Source organism: Thiobacillus sp. (assembly GCF_018780105.1).
Lineage (GTDB): Bacteria > Pseudomonadota > Gammaproteobacteria > Burkholderiales > Thiobacillaceae > Thiobacillus.
This window is the reverse complement of sequence record NZ_JADMKC010000018.1, coordinates 23,364-40,515: the sequence shown is the minus strand read 5'-3', so window position 1 is coordinate 40,515 and position 17,152 is coordinate 23,364. Positions and strand designations below refer to the sequence as shown.

General features: G+C 60.9%; 19 protein-coding genes. 6 read left to right on the top strand and 13 right to left on the bottom strand.

Annotated elements, in window-relative coordinates; genetic code table 11:
- Positions 1-109 precede the first annotated feature (109 nt).
- The 4 genes from IV098_RS10330 to IV098_RS10315 form a co-directional block, all read right to left on the bottom strand.
- The gene (locus IV098_RS10330; RefSeq protein ID WP_296889326.1) at positions 110-1,054 is read right to left on the bottom strand and encodes a DMT family transporter; all 945 of its coding nucleotides are present in this window, start codon (positions 1,052-1,054) and stop codon (positions 110-112) included.
- 169 nt (positions 1,055-1,223) lie between these two features.
- Positions 1,224-2,624: an efflux transporter outer membrane subunit gene (locus IV098_RS10325; RefSeq protein WP_296888826.1), complete on the bottom strand. Its 1,401-nt coding sequence runs from the start codon at positions 2,622-2,624 to the stop codon at positions 1,224-1,226.
- A 16-nt stretch (positions 2,625-2,640) separates the two neighbouring features.
- The gene (locus tag IV098_RS10320) at positions 2,641-5,730 is read right to left on the bottom strand and encodes an efflux RND transporter permease subunit (protein ID WP_296888824.1); all 3,090 of its coding nucleotides are present in this window, start codon (positions 5,728-5,730) and stop codon (positions 2,641-2,643) included.
- Between the two features lie 11 nt (positions 5,731-5,741).
- Positions 5,742-6,881 (bottom strand): efflux RND transporter periplasmic adaptor subunit, encoded by a 1,140-nt coding sequence (locus IV098_RS10315; RefSeq protein WP_296889325.1) that lies wholly within the window; start codon positions 6,879-6,881, stop codon positions 5,742-5,744.
- 345 nt (positions 6,882-7,226) lie between these two features.
- Between IV098_RS10315 and IV098_RS10310 the strand changes: the two genes are divergently transcribed.
- Positions 7,227-8,120: a LysR family transcriptional regulator gene (locus IV098_RS10310; protein ID WP_296888822.1), complete on the top strand. Its 894-nt coding sequence runs from the start codon at positions 7,227-7,229 to the stop codon at positions 8,118-8,120.
- A 132-nt stretch (positions 8,121-8,252) separates the two neighbouring features.
- Here the strand turns inward: IV098_RS10310 and sigJ are convergent, their stop codons facing one another.
- A complete protein-coding gene (sigJ, locus tag IV098_RS10305) occupies positions 8,253-9,182 on the bottom strand; it encodes an RNA polymerase sigma factor SigJ (protein ID WP_296888820.1) in 930 nt (309 codons plus the stop codon).
- A gap of 166 nt (positions 9,183-9,348) precedes the next feature.
- Positions 9,349-10,416: an alkene reductase gene (locus tag IV098_RS10300; protein ID WP_296888818.1), complete on the bottom strand. Its 1,068-nt coding sequence runs from the start codon at positions 10,414-10,416 to the stop codon at positions 9,349-9,351.
- Positions 10,417-10,490: 74 nt separating this feature from the next.
- On the opposite strand from IV098_RS10300, the gene IV098_RS10295 reads away from it, so the two are divergent.
- The gene (locus IV098_RS10295) at positions 10,491-10,976 is read left to right on the top strand and encodes a MarR family transcriptional regulator (protein WP_296888816.1); all 486 of its coding nucleotides are present in this window, start codon (positions 10,491-10,493) and stop codon (positions 10,974-10,976) included.
- A gap of 118 nt (positions 10,977-11,094) precedes the next feature.
- Here the strand turns inward: IV098_RS10295 and IV098_RS16350 are convergent, their stop codons facing one another.
- The 7 genes from IV098_RS16350 to IV098_RS10270 form a co-directional block, all read right to left on the bottom strand.
- Positions 11,095-11,478: a DUF4260 domain-containing protein gene (locus tag IV098_RS16350; protein WP_367114184.1), complete on the bottom strand. Its 384-nt coding sequence runs from the start codon at positions 11,476-11,478 to the stop codon at positions 11,095-11,097.
- A 25-nt stretch (positions 11,479-11,503) separates the two neighbouring features.
- Positions 11,504-12,034: an alpha/beta fold hydrolase gene (locus IV098_RS10290; RefSeq protein WP_296888814.1), complete on the bottom strand. Its 531-nt coding sequence runs from the start codon at positions 12,032-12,034 to the stop codon at positions 11,504-11,506.
- A gap of 46 nt (positions 12,035-12,080) precedes the next feature.
- Positions 12,081-12,272 carry a DUF1330 domain-containing protein gene (locus tag IV098_RS16345; RefSeq protein WP_367114183.1) on the bottom strand — a complete coding sequence of 64 codons (192 nt, stop codon included), beginning with the start codon at positions 12,270-12,272 and terminating at the stop codon, positions 12,081-12,083.
- A 122-nt stretch (positions 12,273-12,394) separates the two neighbouring features.
- Positions 12,395-12,715 (bottom strand): antibiotic biosynthesis monooxygenase, encoded by a 321-nt coding sequence (locus IV098_RS10285; RefSeq protein ID WP_296888812.1) that lies wholly within the window; start codon positions 12,713-12,715, stop codon positions 12,395-12,397.
- A gap of 85 nt (positions 12,716-12,800) precedes the next feature.
- Positions 12,801-13,394 carry a DUF1697 domain-containing protein gene (locus tag IV098_RS10280; RefSeq protein WP_296888810.1) on the bottom strand — a complete coding sequence of 198 codons (594 nt, stop codon included), beginning with the start codon at positions 13,392-13,394 and terminating at the stop codon, positions 12,801-12,803.
- Positions 13,378-13,779 carry a VOC family protein gene (locus tag IV098_RS10275; RefSeq protein WP_296888808.1) on the bottom strand — a complete coding sequence of 134 codons (402 nt, stop codon included), beginning with the start codon at positions 13,777-13,779 and terminating at the stop codon, positions 13,378-13,380. Before IV098_RS10275 ends, IV098_RS10280 begins: the two co-directional genes overlap by 17 nt.
- A gap of 39 nt (positions 13,780-13,818) precedes the next feature.
- Entirely contained in the window at positions 13,819-14,247 is a 429-nt protein-coding gene (locus IV098_RS10270) for a nuclear transport factor 2 family protein (protein ID WP_296888805.1), read from the bottom strand.
- A gap of 6 nt (positions 14,248-14,253) precedes the next feature.
- Here IV098_RS10270 and IV098_RS10265 point away from each other — a divergent pair, with 6 nt between their 5' ends.
- The 4 genes from IV098_RS10265 to IV098_RS10250 all read left to right on the top strand — a co-directional run bounded on the left by IV098_RS10265 (position 14,254) and on the right by IV098_RS10250 (position 17,015).
- On the top strand, positions 14,254-14,706 hold the full coding sequence (locus IV098_RS10265; protein WP_296888802.1) for a MarR family transcriptional regulator: 453 nt from the start codon (positions 14,254-14,256) through the stop codon (positions 14,704-14,706).
- Between the two features lie 168 nt (positions 14,707-14,874).
- Complete coding sequence (locus IV098_RS10260) at positions 14,875-15,387, top strand: ABC transporter permease (RefSeq protein ID WP_296889323.1); 513 nt, start codon at positions 14,875-14,877, stop codon at positions 15,385-15,387.
- Entirely contained in the window at positions 15,384-16,442 is a 1,059-nt protein-coding gene (locus IV098_RS10255; protein WP_296888799.1) for a spermidine/putrescine ABC transporter substrate-binding protein, read from the top strand. The genes IV098_RS10260 and IV098_RS10255 overlap by 4 nt, the downstream gene beginning before the upstream one ends.
- Before the next feature lie 210 nt (positions 16,443-16,652).
- On the top strand, positions 16,653-17,015 hold the full coding sequence (locus IV098_RS10250; protein WP_296888796.1) for an MTH938/NDUFAF3 family protein: 363 nt from the start codon (positions 16,653-16,655) through the stop codon (positions 17,013-17,015).
- The last annotated feature ends 137 nt before the right edge of the window (positions 17,016-17,152 follow it).

Sequence of the window (17,152 nt, the reverse complement as noted above, 5' to 3'; positions counted from 1 at the left end):
GACTTCGGCAGTGAGCTGACCACAACTGCATGAGGCAAGGCGGTTTGGCATGCGAGTCTTTCAGGCACCTAACGTAAAGTGTCCATCCTAAATGACGCTTTATAAACCGTCATTCGTGATGGCGTTTCGGAAAATATGATTCACCGGCCCGCACCATGACGCCTTGCCGCGCGGGGAGGATCGCGATAATCATTCCTGTCAGCACTAGAGCGCCGCCGGTAATTTGCGCCGAGTTGGGCCACTCGCCGGCCGATGCGCCGACCAGCATGGCGAACACCGGCACGAGGTTCAGGAACAGTGAGGTCCTGCCGGCGCCGAGTTGCCGAATTCCAATGCCCCAGAAAAGATACGCCAACACCGTGCCGGCGATAGTCATGATGACGAGCGCCGAGAACGCCTGTGGTCCCGGCATGGAAAGGGCAGCCCCGCTAGCCGCCGCGATCGCCAACAACACCAGCGCACCAGTGCTCATCATCAGCGCCGTATTGGCGATGGCCGATGCATTGGGCGAAAAACGGCGCGAGCAAATATTGAACGCCGCCCAGGTCAGGTTAGCGCCCAGCATGAGCAGATCGCCCTCCACGATCTGAAGATGCTGCAAGCGGGCCAGTTCGCCATGGGTGATAACGATGGCCACACCAGAAAGCGCGATCGGTAGGGCTGCCCAATGCTTCGCGCTAACACGCTCACGCAGCGTTGCCGCCGCGAGCAAGGTGGTAAGCAGTGGGTTGGTCGCCATGATGAGCGCACCGTTGTCCGCCGAGGTTGTCTGCATGGCCCTAAAGAACAGGAGGTTGAAACCGACGATGCCGACCAGTCCTAGCAGCAGATAGTTCGCTGCATATCGCCGCGCCAGGCCAGCCAGATTTTCGCCTCGCCACCAGGCAAGGACGGACATCAGCCCGGCGCCAAACAGGAAACGCAACGCGCTGGCCCAATCGGGTGACAGATCCTCCAGCACCCAACCTGCAAGTACGAAATTCGCGCCCCAGAAGAAGGTGGTGATTGTGACGGCCAGGTAGACCCTGCCCGTCGGGATCGACATACGGGTCATATCCAATTCAGCAGTTCCTTTCTCGAATTCAGTAGGCCCCACCGCGACAAACGAGCCGGCCAGCGGGCCGATCCCCCTCGCAAGTGTTGGTCGCCATGGCACCTGGACCGATGCGGTGGATTTGGACGTTGCGCCGCGTATCTCCGCAGATCGCACGCCAGCCGTGACCTCAGCTCCATCCGCCGCCCAGCGCCTTGTAAAGCGACACCTGGTTCGCGAGACGCGTCAGCTGCACCGCGATCAGGCCCTGCTGGGCCGCATACATCTCGCGCTGCGCGTCCAGCACCTCCAGGTAGCTCTGCTCACCCTGGCGGAAGCGGATCTCCGAAAGTCTGAAAATGTCGGCCGTGGCCGCCACCAGCGACTCCCCCGCTTCCAACTGCTGGCCCAGCGTGCTGCGCACCGCCAGACCGTCGGCCACCTCGCGGAAGGCGCGTTGCACAGCGCCTTCGTACTCCGCCAGCAATATCCCGCGTTCTGCCTCGGCCACCTCCACCGCGGCCCGGCGCCGCCCACTATCGAAAATGGGCAGCGTGACCAACGGCACGAAGGCCCAGGCGCCGGAGCCGCTCTTGAAAAGCTCAGACAGCGCGCCACTGGCCACCCCGCCACTCGCGGTGAGCGTAATGCTGGGGAAATAGGCCGCGCGCGCGGCGCCGATCTGTGCGTGCGCGGCCTGCAGGCGGTGCTCGGCGCTGCGGATGTCCGGCCGGCGCTGCAGCACCTGCGAAGGAACACCCACCGGCAGGGTGTCCAGCAAGGCCACCGGCGCCAGCGAATCCGGCAACAGCGAGGGATGAATCGACCCACCCGCCAGCAAGGCCAGCGCGTTCTCCGCTTGCGCGGCCTGAGCGGTATATCGCGCAAGGTCGGCACGGGCCGTGTCCACCGTGGTCTGCGAGCGGCGCAAGTCGATCTGCGAGGCCACGCCAGATTCGACAAGGCGCTGGATCAGCGCATGGGCGTTGCGCTGGTTGTCCAGCGTCTCGCGCGCGAGCCGCTGGTGCTCGCGATCGGCCGCGAGCGTGAGGTAGGCATTGGCCACTTCGGCCACCAAGCTGATCTGCGCACTGTCACGGGCCTGTTCGGTGGCCAGGAACTCCTGCAGCGCGGCCTCGTTCAGGCTGCGCACGCGGCCGAAAAAATCCAGCTCGTAGCCGCTGATGCCGACGACCACGTCATAGCGACGCTCCGTCTCCGCCGCACCGCTGGCTGTGAGGCTGCCTGGTGTGCGGTGTACCGCGATGCCTGAGCCCACGCTCACCGTCGGTAGCCGGTCGGCCTGCTCGATACGGTACAGCGCCCGTGCTCGTTCGATGTTGAGGGCGGCCACCCGCAGGTCGCGGTTGTGCTCCAGCGCCTGGCCGATGAGCTCCCGCAACCGCTCGTCGGTGAAGAACTGCTGCCACGTCCGGTCGGCCACGGCATCACCCGCGTGGGCGGACGTGCCCCCAGTTTCCGACGGCCACGCCTGAACCACCGGCGCCGTGGGGCGCTGGTAATCCGGTGCCAGACTAGCGCAACCGGTGATCATCAGCGACATGGCCAGTAACGAAAGAGTCGTCTTCATCACCTGCTCCTTTTCATCAGCTCGCTACCGCGATGGCGCCAGCGGCAGCAGGTGCCGCCGCTTCATGGGCGGCCTCGCCGCGACGGTCCTTCGCGATCAGCATGTAGAACACCGGCACCACCACCAGCGTGAACACCGTGCCGATCACCATGCCGGTGACCAGTACCGTGCCGATGCTGTTGCGCGCCTGCGCACCCGGGCCTAACGCAAGCACCAGCGGCAGGTGGCCGAACACCGTGGCGGCCGAGGTCATCAGCACCGGCCGCAGGCGCGTCAGCGTCGCTTCGCGCAGCGCGGACAGCTTGTCCAACCCGCGCTCCTGCAGCGTGTTGGCGAATTCAACGATCAGAATGCCGTTCTTCGCGATCAGGCCAACCAGCGTGATCAGGCCCACCTGCGAGTAGATGTTGATGGTGGTGAGGTCGAGGAAGCTGAACACCAGCGCACCGGAGATGGCCAGCGGCACCGAGCCCAGCAGTACGATCAGCGGATCGCGGAAGCTCTTGAACTGCGCCGCGAGCACCAGATAAATCAGTACCAGGCTGAAGCCCAGCGTGACGGCCAGCGACGAGCCCTCGTGACGGATCTGTCGCGATTCTCCGGCATAGTCCAATACCACCCGGTCGCCACCAACCATGCGCGCCGCGTCCTCCAGCACGCGCAGGCCCTCTTCCTTGGTGACACCCGGCGCGACGCCGCCAAATACCTTGAGCGCGTTGCGCTGCTGGAAACGGTTGAGTGCGCGCGGCGAGGTGCTGGTTTCCACATGCGCGAAGGTGGAAACCGGCACCAGCGCACCGCCAGGCGTCTTGATCTTCAGGTCGAGCAGTGGTGCGATCGAGGCGCGGCCGTCGTCGCCGATCTGCGGGATGACCTTGTAGCTGCGGTCGAACCAGTTGAAGCGGTTGACGTAGTTTCCGCCCAGCAGCGTGCCCAGCTCGCGGCCCACGCTGGCGAGGTCCAGCCCCAGGTCGGCGATGCGGTCGCGGTCGAGCACCACGCGCGCCTCGGGCATGTCGAGCTTGAGGTCGGTGTCTACGTAGAGGAACTTGCCGCTCTTCATGCCGGCCTCGATTACACGCGAGACGATGGCCAACTGCTGTTCCGGCGGCTCGTCGCTCTGCAGCACCAGCTCCACGTCGTACTGGCCGGGTGTCGGCAGTGGCGGGTCCAGACGTGGAAACACGCGCAAGCCCGGCACCTGAGAGACGGCGCCATACACTTCGCCATACATCGCCTCGGTGGAGCGGTTGCGCTGCGTCCAGTCCTTCACAACGATGCCGCCGAAGCCACCCCAGTTGGCGGTGAGCGACCAGGTGAACTCGGTCTCGGGAAATGCACGCACGGCCTTCACCACATCGAGGTGGTCACGGTTGGTCGCGGCCAGCGACGAATCGGGCGCCGCCTCGTAGAACAGGCTGATATGGCGCTGGTCCTCCACCGGCGCCAGCTCCTGGCGCGAGAAGACATAGAGCGGATAGGCCGCGGATGAAATCAGCAGTGCCGCCAGCACGATTGCGGCTCGCATGCCGAGCGTCACATCGAGCACACGGCCATAAGCTGCACGCACACGGTCGAACTGTTTGTTCACCCACACGGTGAGTCGTGTCTGGTGCCCGCCTTCGCGCACGAAATGCGCGCTCATCACCGGCGACAGGGTCACCGCCACGATACCCGAGACCACCACCGCTGCGGCGAGCGTAATCGCGAACTCGAGGAAAAGCGCGCCAGTCAGCCCGCTCTGGATGCCGATGGGCGCGTACACCGCCGCGAGCGTGATCGTCATCGCTACGATGGGCCCGAACAGCTCGCGCGCACCGGCCAGCGCGGCCTCCATGCGCGCCTTGCCTTCGCGCACGTGGCGCTCTACATTCTCGACCACGACGATAGCATCGTCCACTACCAGTCCCACGGACAGCACGATCGCCAGGATGGTGAGCAGGTTCAGACTGAAGCCGAAGGCATACATTACTGCGCCGGCGCCGATCAGCGAGACGGGCATCGCCACCAGCGGCACCAGCGCCGTGCGTGCGGAACCGAGGAAGAGGAACACCACCACCGCGACGATGGCGACTGTCTCGGCCAGCGTCTTGCTGATCTCCTTGAGCGCATCGCGCATGAACATCGTGCCATCCCACACCAGGCGCATCTCGATGTCCTTGGGCAGCGTGGGCGCGATCTCCGCCATCTTGGCGCGTAGGCCCGCGGCCACCTCCAGTTCATTGGCTCCCGGCACCGGCCAAATACCGAGATACACCGCCTCCTGCTCATTGTATTTGGCGGCCAGCTGTGCCTCCTCAGCGCCCAGCTCCACACGCGCCACATCGGCCAAGCGCACCACCGAGCCATGCCGTTCGGCCACGATGAGCTGGCGGAATTCCTCCACCGAGCGGAGGTCGGTGTTGGCCAGCACGTTCACCTGCACCTGGTCGTTGCGCGTCTGGCCTACCGCGGCGAGGTAGTTGTTGCGCTGCAGCGCGGCCTGCACGTCTCCGGGCGTGAGGTTCAGTGCAGCGAGCCGGCCGGGATCGATCCACACCCGCATCGCGAGATTGCGGCCGCCCTCGTTGTTGGTCACACGCTGCACGCCTTCGATGGTGGCCAGTCGAGGCTGTAGGTTGCGCATCAGGTAGTCGGTGATGGCCGAGACGCTGCGCTCCTTGGAAGCGAAGCTCAGGTAAAAGGTGCCATAGGGCCGGTCGGCCCGTTGCACCTCCACTGCCGGCGGCTCGGCCTCGCCCGGCAACTCGGAGCGCACCTGCTGCAGCCGGGCCGTCACCTCCGCCAGCGCCGCCGTGGAACTGTGATTGAGCTTGAGGTGCACGGTGACGGCGCTCACGCCGGCACGGCTGCTCGACTCCACATGGTCAACCCCCCCGATGGCCGATACCGCGCGCTCGATCGGCGTGGTGAGGAAACCGCGCACGGTCTCGGCACTGGCGCCGGTGTAGACCGTAGTGATGACGATGGACGAACTCTCGAGGCTGGGGTACTGCTGCACCGGCAGCGCTGACAAAGCGCGCCAACCGACCAGCACGATAATCATATTCACCACCACGGCGAGCACCGGGTGGCGGATGAAGAGGTCGGTGATGGATGAACGCATTGCTTGCTCCTTCAGCCGCCGGTTGCGGTATTCGCCCTGGCCGACGGGGTGCGCGCGGTGCCTGCGTTCGCCACCGCCACCAGAGCCGCGTCGCGAAGCTTGAACGAGCCTGACGTGGCGACCAGCTCACCCGCCGCGAGGTGGCCGGCCACCAGAACTTCATCGCCCAGCATCGCGCCCACCTTGACAGGGCGCTGCTGCACGCGCAGTTGTTTGTCGCCGCCAGTGGCGATCACGTAGACGTGATCGCCTGACGGCCCCCTGCGCAGCGCAGTGGCAGGAATCGCCACGGCCGGCGCTGGCTCGCCTATGCCCAAACTCACGCGCACAGAAGAGCCCGGCGCCGGCAACGCCCTCATGGCGGCTGTGTCATGGCCAAGCTGGATGCGGGCGCGCACCATGCTATTGCGCGTGGCCGGGTCAACCCGCGCATCGACGGCTACGACGCGTGCTTGGATGGGACCCGCTGTCGCGCTGTTGCTGCTGTCCGAGAAGACGCCCACCCGGTCGCCCGGCTTCAGTGCCGCAGCTACGCCCTGTGGCACCGCAAAGTCGACATGCAGCGCGTCGTCCACACTCTGCAGCGTGGTTATCTCCGTGCCTTCGTTCAGGTACTGGCCTACGTGTAGATCGGCTAGGCCCACGCGTGCGCGGAACGGCACGCGGATGATCTTGCGAGCGATCAGCGCCTGCGTGCGCGCGACCTGCGCCTCGGCCACGTCGCGCTCGGCGCGTGCCTTGTCGAGGTCGATCTCGGAGATGGCGTCGAAGCCGCGCAGCCGCTCCAGACGCCTAAGCGTGGCCTCGGCCAGGCCGAGCTGCGCCTCCTGCGCCTTCAGGTCTGCCTGCTCCACCGACACATCCAGCGCCACCAGCACGGTTCCCGCCTCGACGACGGCACCGGGCTGCAGGTTCACCTGATGCACTGTGCCGGGTAGTTCGTTGCGCAGGGTTACAGAGCGCAGCGCGAGCACCGTGCCGATGACGTTGGTGACAGTGCGGTATTCGCGCGCCATCGCGGTAGCGGCAGAAACCACTACCGCCTGTTCAGGTTGTGCGGCAGAGACCTGAGAGTCCGCGTCGAACTTCCAGGCGGCCATCGCACCGCCGATGCCTACCAAGGCAGCGAGCAGCACGCCCGATCGAATCATGTTGTTCACTGAACCACTCCTTCACGTTGTGCATTGAGACGTATCCCAGCGCTTGGGCATGGCCTGCTGCACGCCGGGGCAGCGTGTTGATGATTGATTCTTGCTTGCATGGTCTGCACTCCTGTCAGTTGTGTGAAACACTCCACGATCAAGACGTCAACCGAGGCACTTTTGTGACAACCCCTGGCTCGACATGAGCCAGCTTGCTCAACTAGTGCAAGTTGTAGATCGCCAGGACGCAATCGCCGCCGGTATCCAAGGCAGGTATGACTACATTGGATGCAGCGCACGATAAGTCTTCATCCGGTATATTGGAAATGAATTTCCAATATCCCAGGTATTGCCATGAATAATCTTAAAAGGCTGGATCTGAATCTGCTGCTGACGCTCGACGTCTTGCTCAAAGAGCACAATGTGACCCGCGCAGCGGAACGCCTGAACCTCGCTCAACCGTCGGTCAGCGTCCATCTGTCCAAGTTGAGGAATATCTTTGGAGACCCGCTATTGCTGCCCGGGCCGCGAGGAATGCGGCCTACCGCAAGGGGCGAGGCGCTGCGCGAACCGCTGCGGCAAGCACTGGATGCGCTTGCGCGCGCGGTGTCGCCTGCCGACCCCTTTGATCCAGCTAAAGCCACGCATACCTGGCGCATCGCCGCGGCTGGCTACACCGACTCGTGCATCTTGCTGCAGGCGTTGAGTGTTTTGCGTTCGGAGGCGCCAGGTACCCGGCTGGCAATCCTTCAGATAAGCCCATCACACATTGCCAGGCACGCGGAACAGGGGGAGATCGATCTCGCCTTTCATAAAACCGAAGGGGCTCCGCCCGGCTTGCACCAGCGTGTACTTTTCACGGAGCGGTTCGTCCTGGCCGGCCGTGCAGGTCATCCGCGCCTGAAAAGACGACCGACGCTTTCGCAATTCTGCAATCTCGATCACGTCATCATGTCGCCAGAAGGCGGCGGGTTTCAGGGCGTCACGGACGAAGTGCTCTCGGCGCTGGGCTTGACGCGCCGGGTGGTGCTTTCCGTGCAGAACTTCCTTTTCTTGAGGTCGGCCTTGGCAAGCACCGATCTCGTGGCGATGCTACCGTCTCGGCTGGCGTGCAACGACGGAGCTCTACAAATCGTCGAGCCACCGGTCGAGGTGCCGGGATACGAGATATCCATGCTCTGGCATGAACGCGTCCATCGCGATCCCGCGCATCAATGGCTGCGTGAGCGCATCGCAGACTCGGTGTAATTCCAGGCCGCCATCATTGGGATCATCCAGGCGCCAATCAAACGACCGCGTTCAAGATGGCGCCTCCTCGGGCTCATTGTCGCCAAGAGAGCATCGTCCGCCCGTTTACGCCGTACTTGCCTGTTTTTTTCTTCAGCCGGTGGAACCGATGGGGCCCAGCGCAGACAGCACGCCCTGTAGTTTGTCGGGATTGCGCTGTATGTAGAGCGCGCTGATGCGGCCCGGCTCGGTGATTGAGGGCGCTAGCGCGATGGTTTGGACCAGCTGGTTGGTCTCGTCGTCGAAGACCAGACAGCCGGGCAGGCCGTTGATACGCGCCAGCTCCAGGCGCCAGCGGCTGGTCGGCAACCTTGCGAAGCCGATAATGGTCTTAGCGATCAGCGCGCCGCCCTGCAGCGGACGTGGCACCGCACTGACCTTGCCTCCCCCGTCGGACAGCAATACTGCGTCTTCGCTCAGCACCCTGGCCAAGCCATCCACGTCGAAATTGCGCACCGCCTCGCTGAAGGCAGCGAACAAGCGCTCGCGTTCTTCCTCCTCCACTTCTCGGCGCGCGTAGTCGGCCTTTACATGGTTGCGCGCGCGGCTGGCCAGCTGGCGACAGGCGGTCGGGCTGCGCTGCAGGTGCCGCCCGATTTCGTCGAAGTCCAGGTCGAACACATCGTGCAGCATAAAGGCCGCGCGCTCCAGCGGCGACAGCCGCTTGAGCGCAAGCATAAAGGCCACGGACACGTCCTGCGCAAACTCCGCCTGCACCTCAGGGCCGGGCGACCAGCCGGCCTCTTCATCCAGCAGCGGCTCGGGCAACCACACGCCAACATACTGCTCGCGCTTCGCTGCGGCCGAGCGCAGTTTGTCCAGGCACAAGTTGGTCACCAGGCGCGAGAGATAGGCGCCAACATGCTGGATGATGCTTTCATCCACTTGGGTCCAGCGCAGCCAAGCCTCCTGAATGACATCCTCTGCTTCGGCGCGCGAACCGAGCATACGGTAGGCCAGAGCGCGCAGACTGCGCGCATGTTCGCGGTCGTAGCGCAGGGCGCGTTCGGCAAGAGTCGTCATGATGGCTGGGTTCTCCCTGGTTCAGAAAGTGGATCACATATCACCTGTAGACGGGACAGCCCGGCCGTTTGTGACATGCAGCGGTGCCAGAAAGCGACAAACTACGGCCCCAACTGGAGGGTCGTGCATCCCGCTTTCGCTGCCCAGGGAAATCGCATCCGCTCGGTTAGCCCGCTTGGGCACCTTCTAACGCAGGATAATCCGTATAGCCCTTTGGTCCCTTGGCATAGAATGTTTCGGACTGCGGTGTGTTGAGCGCAGCATCTGTGCGGAAGCGTTCCGGCAAATCCGGATTGGCGATGAACAGCTTGCCGAATGCGACGGCATCAGCTTCACCTGCGGTGATTACCTGCTGTGCGGATTCACGCGTAAACCCTTCATTTGCGATAAAAACGCCGCCGAATGCAATTTTGAGTTCATGCCCGATACGTCCTTCGCCCATGTGTTCACGGGCACAGACAAACGCAATCTTGCGTTTACCCAGTTCACGGGCAACGTAAGAAAAAGTTGCAAGCGGATTGGAGTCGCCCATTGTGTGTGCATCGCCGCGCGGCGCAAGATGCATTCCTACACGTTTTGCGCCCCACACAGAAATGACAGCATCGGTCACTTCCAGCATCAGGCGCGCCCGGTTTTCAATCGATCCGCCATATTCATCCGTGCGAAGATTGGTGCTGTCCTGCAGGAACTGATCGAGCAGATAACCATTCGCACCATGAATCTCCACGCCATCAAACCCGGCTCTTTTCGCGTTCTCCGCGCCTTTGCGGAAGGCTTCGATAATGCTCGGTATTTCGGAGAGTTCCAGCGCACGGGGAGTGACATAGGCTGTTTCCGGGCGCACGAGGCTGACATGCCCTCGAGGAGCAATCGCGCTGGGAGCCAGCGGCAGCGCTCCGTTCAGGTAAAGCGGGTGAGAAACACGCCCGACGTGCCAGAGCTGAAGAAAAATGCGCCCGCCCTTTTCATGCACGGCTTTGGTGATGAGCTTCCAGCCTTCCACCTGCGCCTCCGACCAGATGCCTGGTGTATCGGGATAGCCGACGCCCATCGGGGTGACCGATGTCGCCTCGCTGATAATCAATCCTGCCCCGGCGCGCTGGCGATAATATTCCGCCATCAGCGTGTTCGGCACACGACCCTCGCTGGCGCGGCAGCGGGTTAGCGGGGCCATGATGATGCGGTTGGGTAAGGTGATGTCACCAAGAAGCAGGGGGGCGAAGAGAGAAGCCATAAATGTATCCTTGCGGCGCATATTAGTTATGTGCATAATATTATTCGCATAACTAATCTGTCAATGGGGTGCCCGTGGACTTCAAGCAAGCTGACGCCATCAACCAAGCCATCCGCCTCCTGAGTCTCCGCCACCGAGCCAGGGCCGCGGCGTTGCTGGCCCCGCTCGGCCTGCACCCCGGCCAGGAAGCGCTTCTGCTCGAGCTCGCCCAGAGCGGCCCGAGCATCCAGGCGCAGCTCAGTGAGGCGCTCGGCTGTGAGCCGCCCAGCGTCACGCTCATGGCCCGCAAGCTCGAAGCCTCCGGCCACATCCGCCGCAAATCCGCCCCGTCCGACGGGCGTGCCAGCATCGTCGAACTCACCGACAGCGGCAAGGCGCTGGCCGACCAAGTCAAGCAGTTGTGGTGCGCTCTGGCGGAGGAAACCGTGACCGGCCTGCCCGCCCAGACCGTGGCAGAGCTACCCGGCATCCTCAAGACCCTGACCAACAACGTCGACAGGTTTAAGCGGGATAGCCTAGGTCGAGCCCGGCCAACACGTCCGCGACGCACTGCCTCGTGAGTGGCGTTGCGGACTAACCGGGCATAGGTTTCCAAAATCAATTGGGTCAGGAAGCAAGCTGTGCAGGCCGGTGAACCCCTAACAGCTGGGAGCTGTTACCAACCCACCACAGTGGAGATCACCCAGGAAACCGCCCAATGCGGCCAAGATGAGTGAAGCCAAAACCCTCCTCGTACTTGAGACCATAACCAAGCGCTCTGTCGAATCCGATGTGAGCACACCAGATAATTCCGGCGCAAAGAAGTGTTGGCGCCGGAAGAACGGAACCCGCCACAAGACAAGCGACAGCCCCAATATATGAGTGCGCCAAGTTGTAACTAACGGCGCCGACCTTTGGGCCTGCGAGATAGCCAAGGAATGAAAGGTCCGGTGTAAAGAAGAAAAGTGCGAACGCACCCCAGCCAAGGCCGAACTTGGAGTAGCCCACCGAAGCCGCGATGAGCACGCATAACCCTTCGAGCCGAAGCACGACACGAACACCACCTGTTGTAGCACCCGGCATGCGACCTTTTTCCAAGCCGGCGTTGTTATGCGGCAAGTTGTTGAAGCAAGGAAAAGCCCTTATGCCATTCTCCAAGACCGCTTTCTGAATTGATATGGCCTGCGGGACCGATACTTTCAAAGCGGCTACCCCAGGCAGAAGCCGCAGACTTGGCAAACGTTAAGCTTCCGTAGGGATCGTTGGTGCTCGCCACGACGAAACTCTGGAATGGAAGTGGCTTCAGCGGCAACGGCGAGAACCCGACCGCTTCTCTCGGAAAGTGGGGTCCATCGGGATTGGGCGGGGCGACCAACAACGCGCCTTTAATCGTGAGATTTGTGTTCACCGCCCAATGAGCTACGAGAGCGCACGCCAGACTATGCGCTACCAGTACGACATTCGTACCAGAACGAGCGACCGATTCTTCCAAAACATCGAGCCATTCTTTACAAACCGGATAGTCCCAGTCGCGCTGCTGCACGCGGGCAAACGACGGATTGGCCTTTTCCCAAAGGCTTTGCCAATGCTCTGGGCCGGAGTTGCCAATGCCGGGAAGAATGAGAACAATCGAATTCATGGCTTTCGTTTCATGCTGCATAACGTAAAGTTGGACCTTGGATGCATTAACCAAGAATGTCGGTAGCCTTGTGTGTATCTGAGACGCCAGGCACAAGAAAAACATCACCGTCAGTATTGTTCGCACGCAAAGATTTAATTGCTTGGTAGGCAGGTGACATGTACCAGCCAGTGGCCTGCTCTAGGCTACTTGAGTATCTTCGACCAGTGCGAAGTCGAGTTTTCCGACAAAGAACGATAGTGCTTCATCGTAGTCGCGCACCACTAAGGAGATAAGGCCGAGCGATTGATTGATGGATATAAGGCAGTGAAAAGTAAGTCCGCAGTTCAGAACCCAAGCTGTTCGAGAGATTTAACAACTTTAGAGATCAATTGCCTTGTAAATGGCAAGGTCAGCCTGGATTCCCAGCCTGTCGAGCATTTCCTGCGGGTTAAAATTATTCACCTCACGCAGGGCATCAAGTTCTTTTTTTGCTGATTCAATCGCCTCTGGAGTCGCCCATTCGGCGATGGTTACGTAGTTGAAAGAGCCATTTCCGGCAGTCTTTTCGACCATGATATTGCTTACAAATCCAGGTAACGTGCGAAGTATTTCGTGTGCCTCGCGCACACGACTTAAAAATTCTTCCTTCGCATGGTCTGGAACGATGAATTTATCGATTCTATAAATTTTATTGGTCATGTTGGCTCCTGATTCAGGTTGATGTAGCCGACCTTGCGCGTCTTCTTGCAAGGCCAGGTGGAATGCCAAGTTGGGCGGTAGTGATCTATTCCCTCAACAGCTCTCTGATTTTGCAAACTGATCTCCAGTTTCGATCTGTCATTGGAACACCGAGCAATTTCTCGGTGCTTGCCGCGAGCCTAGATCTACCCACCCCTTCCGGCGCATGGAGATAAAACACGTTATCGCTCAAATGAAACCTCTCACTCGCCTTCTTGAGGCTATTGAGTTTCTCCAGGTCGGGGTTCTTGGGTGTAGAAGCCAGAAAACCCAGATGCAAACGACTGGGATCAGCCTCTGCTTCTGGGAATGGGTTTCTCGCTATTGCCATATTTATTGCTTCAGGGCCGAGAAGGAGGACATGGGGTTCAAAGCCGTGACGCTTTCTTATTTCAGTGGCCAATTGTTTGGCGAGTTGCGAAGCATTCTTTTCGGGACTGAGGAAAACTGCGTTGCCGCTCTGGATATAAGTTCTGACCTTTCTCGCACCCATTCCTTCGAGCAGGACAACAAGCTCTTTCATCGGCAGAGAGCTGTTCCCGCCAACGTTGATGCCTCTGAAAAGCGCAATGTAAGTATTCAGCGGCCACCGGCTGCTATTGGGGGAGTCGATATATGCAGTGTTAGACCTCTTCGGCACGATGACAAACAGCCTCTACTCGATTGCCGAACGGGTCTAGCAAAAAGGCACCGTAGTAGTGTTGGTGATACTGAGGGCGAAGACCGGGCGGTCCATCGTCTTTTCCGCCATGTGCCAACCCAGCGGAATAGAAGGTGCGAACTTGGACTCTGGTGGTCGCTTTGAAACACCAGTGACGCTTTGAGTCGAGATTCGCCTCGGAAGATTGATACACCGCAATACATGAGTGAAAGTCCTCAATGGCGTTACACCTCACGCCATAACCGAGAGCGTCGGCTCGATCATAGACCTTTGCAACACCGAGGGCGTCCATTACCGCGTCGTAGAACGCGCGGGCGGCGTCAATGCTGGGGACTGATAGGGAGACGTGGTCGAGTACGAGCATGGTGGATGATAGGTCTAACTTTCAAGGCACCTTCTGGGATTATGGCTGAATGGTGTAGCAGGCATGCGACGCCTTCACCTTGCCGGACTTGTCGAAGAAAAAGCTTTCGGCTGCCATGCCACGGTGGCCCAGGTAGTAAAGCGTCAGGCAGTCCACCCCGGTCAGCACGTCGTTCAGATCGAAGTGCAAATCGGGAATACGCTCAAGGCCTTTGCGCCAATACGCGCGTACCGCCGCTTTCCCGTGCAGCACTCCGCTCGGCTCTTCGGCAATTGTGGTAACGAAAGATGAGGAAAATGTGAAATCTTCCGTGTAGTGGCTCAGAACCGCGTCGAGGTCGTGCTGATTCCAGGCCTCGATCCAGCGATGAGCGAACTCGACAGCGAATTCGCGGCTAATAACAGGCATCGCCCTCTCCATTTGGTCAGCATTGTTGACGTATAAATCATAGGTATCCAGTTCTATCATGTCAACATGACTGACCTAATAACCTCATCGTCGGAGAGAGAACGAGAACTCAATGAAGCCCTGGAAGCGTTGCATTTCACTTTTCGCGCTGTCGTTGCGAAACCCGACGCAGTGTTGGCGGAGCATGGACTCTCCCGGGTTCACCACCGCATCCTGTATTTCGTTGGGCGCAATCCGGGCTTGAGCGTCAACGAGTTGCTGGCGATCCTAAATGTAAGCAAGCAATCGTTGAATGCGCCCTTGCGGCAGCTCATCGATCAGGAATTGGTTGCGTGGGCACCCGACCCGGCGGATCGACGCGTCAAGCGTTTGCGTTTGGCAAAAAAAGGCGCAAAGTTGGAGGAAATTCTATCGGGAGATCAACGCCGACGCTTCGAGCGGGCATTTCGTCAGGCGGGCAAGGAGAGCGAGGCGGCTTGGCGGAAAGTTATGCACCTGTTGGCGGAGAACAAAACCTGACTACTGTGCGGGACGGTCAATCACGATCACGGCCATAGACGTGATATCGGCAAACGCCGCCGCACGCAATGCGGTGGGCAACGCCGCTGTCGCGACTACCGAACTCGCCAACGACGGTGAGTTCACGCTTTCGCTACCGGCGGACGCAGCCAGACCGACAGCCGCGTCCTGCCCGTCCTCACCCTCGCCCCGGTGGCCATGCCGGAAATCCTGCTCGGGGTCAGCCTGCTGCTGTTCTTCAATCTGGTGTTCCGGCCCTGGCTCGGCCTGGAACTGGGCCTGTGGTCGGTCATCGTTGCCCACATCACCTTCTGCATCGGCTTCGTCGCCATCGTCGTGCGCGTGAGCCTGCTGGGACTGGACAACAGCATCTTCGAGGCCGCCCGCGATCTTGGCGCGACGCCCTGGCAAACCTTCCGCCTGGTGACCCTGCCCCTCATCCTGCCGGCTGTGGTGGCGGGGGCGCTGATGTCCTTCGCGCTGTCGCTCGACGACTTCGTCATCACCTTCTTCACCGCGGGCGTGGGCGTGTCCACGTTGCCGCTGCAGATCTATTCCATGATCAAGATCGCGGTCACGCCCGAGGTCAACGCCGTCTCCACCCTGCTGATGGCTTTCACGCTGAGCCTGATCGTGCTCGCCACGCGCATCCACCGGGGCGCCCTCGGCGGACGGACATGAAGTTTCTCATCGCCTGCCTCGTGCTGCTGCTGACCGGCGTGGCCCATGCCGCGGACGTGCTGCATCTGTACAACTGGAACAACTACATTTCCGACCGGACCCTCGCGCGCTTCGAGGCCGCCTGCCGCTGCCGGGTGGTGCAGGACTATTACTCGGACAACGAGGAAATGCTCGCCAAGCTGGCGGCGGGCGCGTCCGGCTACGACCTCATCGTGCCGACCGGCAATGCGGTCGAATCGCTGATCAAGTCGCAGCAGTTGCGCCCGCTCGACACGCAGATGCTGCCCAATCTGAAGAACGTCGACCCGGCCTACCTCGATGCCTTTTTCGATCCGGGCAACCGCTATTCGGTGCCGTATGCGTTCACCATCACGCTGCTCGGCTACAACGCGCAGAAAATGCGCGAACTGGGCCTGCCCACGGACACCTGGGCGGTGATCTTCGAGCCGAAGTATCTGGCGAAGCTGAAAGGCCGCGTGACCGTGCTCGATTCGCAACGCGAGCTGATGGCCGCCGCGCTCAAGTATCTGGGCTATTCCGTCAACGATACCGACGAGGCACACTGGCGCCGCGCGCGCGACCTGATCCTTCGCGCCAAGCCCTACTGGGCCGCGTTCAACGCCTCCAGCTACATCAAGGAACTGACCGTGGGCAACATCTGGCTCGCCCACGGCTACTCCAGCGACATGTTCCAGGCCCAGCAGGACGCCCTGCACGCCGGGCGCCCCTTCACCATCGGCTACGCGACGCCCCGCGAAGGCGCGGTGCTCGCGCTCGATTCGATGGTGCTGCACAAGACCGGATCGCGCCCCGACCTCGCCCTGCGCTTTGTCAATTTCATGCTGGAAGGCCGCAATTCGGCCGAACTCACCAACCTGATCGGCTCGGGCAACCCCAACCGCGCGGCCTTGCCATTCATCGAACCCGCCATCGCCGCCAACCGGACCATTTTTCCCACACCCGACATCCAGCGCCGGCTGGAGATGCTGAAAGATATGGACCGCACCCAGCGCCGCGTGCTGTCCCGCATGTGGACGGAAATCAAGGTGCGATAGAATCGCCAGCCTTTAAAACATATTTTGCCTAATGACCGTTCCTGGCCGCCTGCGAATTAGTTGGGCTTTTAATATTTCTTGGTGACATATCCGAAGACGGCCTCTAGTAATCCCAACTTGGTCAGCCCCTGGCTGATTGTGCTGACTTGGAGTTGCTGCGCCATTCACCGCATTGAAGTGCACCATCGCCATTGAGCCTGGAGGCCTGCCATGAAAATCGATTCCACCGAATTCGGCAGCATTACCATCGATGGCAACACCTATTCACACGATGTCCTCATCCGCCTGTCGGGAGAGGTGGCCAAGCGCAAGAAGAAGCTCTCCAAGAAATATTACGGCACCTCACACATCATTTCGCGGGATGAGGCGGAATTCATTTACGAAAAAGGCTGCGACACATTGGTGTTGGGCTCAGGGCAGTACGGCAACGTGAGGCTGTCGCCGGAGGCCGCTGATTTCTTCGAGCATCATGATTGCCGGGTGATCCTGCTGCCTACGTCCGATGCCATCGAGACCTATAACGATACCAAGGGCAAGGCCAAGACCATTGGCCTGTTTCACGTTACCTGCTAAGCAATTGCCGACTGAAACCAGCGATGCCGTTCTCTAACTCAAAGCACAGGCTATCTAAACACTCATTCCATCGCGGCAGCATCTGCGCCCAGCAAGCGTAGTTGCTATTACCCATCCCTATCCGGTCGACTATGGTT

Excerpts from the sequence above, each read along its gene's own strand:
- IV098_RS10330 (WP_296889326.1), bottom strand. The coding sequence starts at position 1,054 with ATGACCCGTATGTCGATCCCGACGGGCAGGGTCTACCTGGCCGTCACA.
- IV098_RS10325 (WP_296888826.1), bottom strand. The coding sequence starts at position 2,624 with ATGAAGACGACTCTTTCGTTACTGGCCATGTCGCTGATGATCACCGGT.
- IV098_RS10320 (WP_296888824.1), bottom strand. The coding sequence starts at position 5,730 with ATGCGTTCATCCATCACCGACCTCTTCATCCGCCACCCGGTGCTCGCC.
- IV098_RS10315 (WP_296889325.1), bottom strand. The coding sequence starts at position 6,881 with ATGATTCGATCGGGCGTGCTGCTCGCTGCCTTGGTAGGCATCGGCGGT.
- IV098_RS10310 (WP_296888822.1), top strand. The coding sequence starts at position 7,227 with ATGAATAATCTTAAAAGGCTGGATCTGAATCTGCTGCTGACGCTCGAC.
- sigJ (WP_296888820.1), bottom strand. The coding sequence starts at position 9,182 with ATGACGACTCTTGCCGAACGCGCCCTGCGCTACGACCGCGAACATGCG.
- IV098_RS10300 (WP_296888818.1), bottom strand. The coding sequence starts at position 10,416 with ATGGCTTCTCTCTTCGCCCCCCTGCTTCTTGGTGACATCACCTTACCC.
- IV098_RS16350 (WP_367114184.1), bottom strand. The coding sequence starts at position 11,478 with ATGCCGGGTGCTACAACAGGTGGTGTTCGTGTCGTGCTTCGGCTCGAA.
- IV098_RS10290 (WP_296888814.1), bottom strand. The coding sequence starts at position 12,034 with ATGAATTCGATTGTTCTCATTCTTCCCGGCATTGGCAACTCCGGCCCA.
- IV098_RS10285 (WP_296888812.1), bottom strand. The coding sequence starts at position 12,715 with ATGACCAATAAAATTTATAGAATCGATAAATTCATCGTTCCAGACCAT.
- IV098_RS10275 (WP_296888808.1), bottom strand. The coding sequence starts at position 13,779 with ATGCTCGTACTCGACCACGTCTCCCTATCAGTCCCCAGCATTGACGCC.
- IV098_RS10270 (WP_296888805.1), bottom strand. The coding sequence starts at position 14,247 with ATGATAGAACTGGATACCTATGATTTATACGTCAACAATGCTGACCAA.
- IV098_RS10265 (WP_296888802.1), top strand. The coding sequence starts at position 14,254 with ATGACTGACCTAATAACCTCATCGTCGGAGAGAGAACGAGAACTCAAT.
- IV098_RS10255 (WP_296888799.1), top strand. The coding sequence starts at position 15,384 with ATGAAGTTTCTCATCGCCTGCCTCGTGCTGCTGCTGACCGGCGTGGCC.
- IV098_RS10250 (WP_296888796.1), top strand. The coding sequence starts at position 16,653 with ATGAAAATCGATTCCACCGAATTCGGCAGCATTACCATCGATGGCAAC.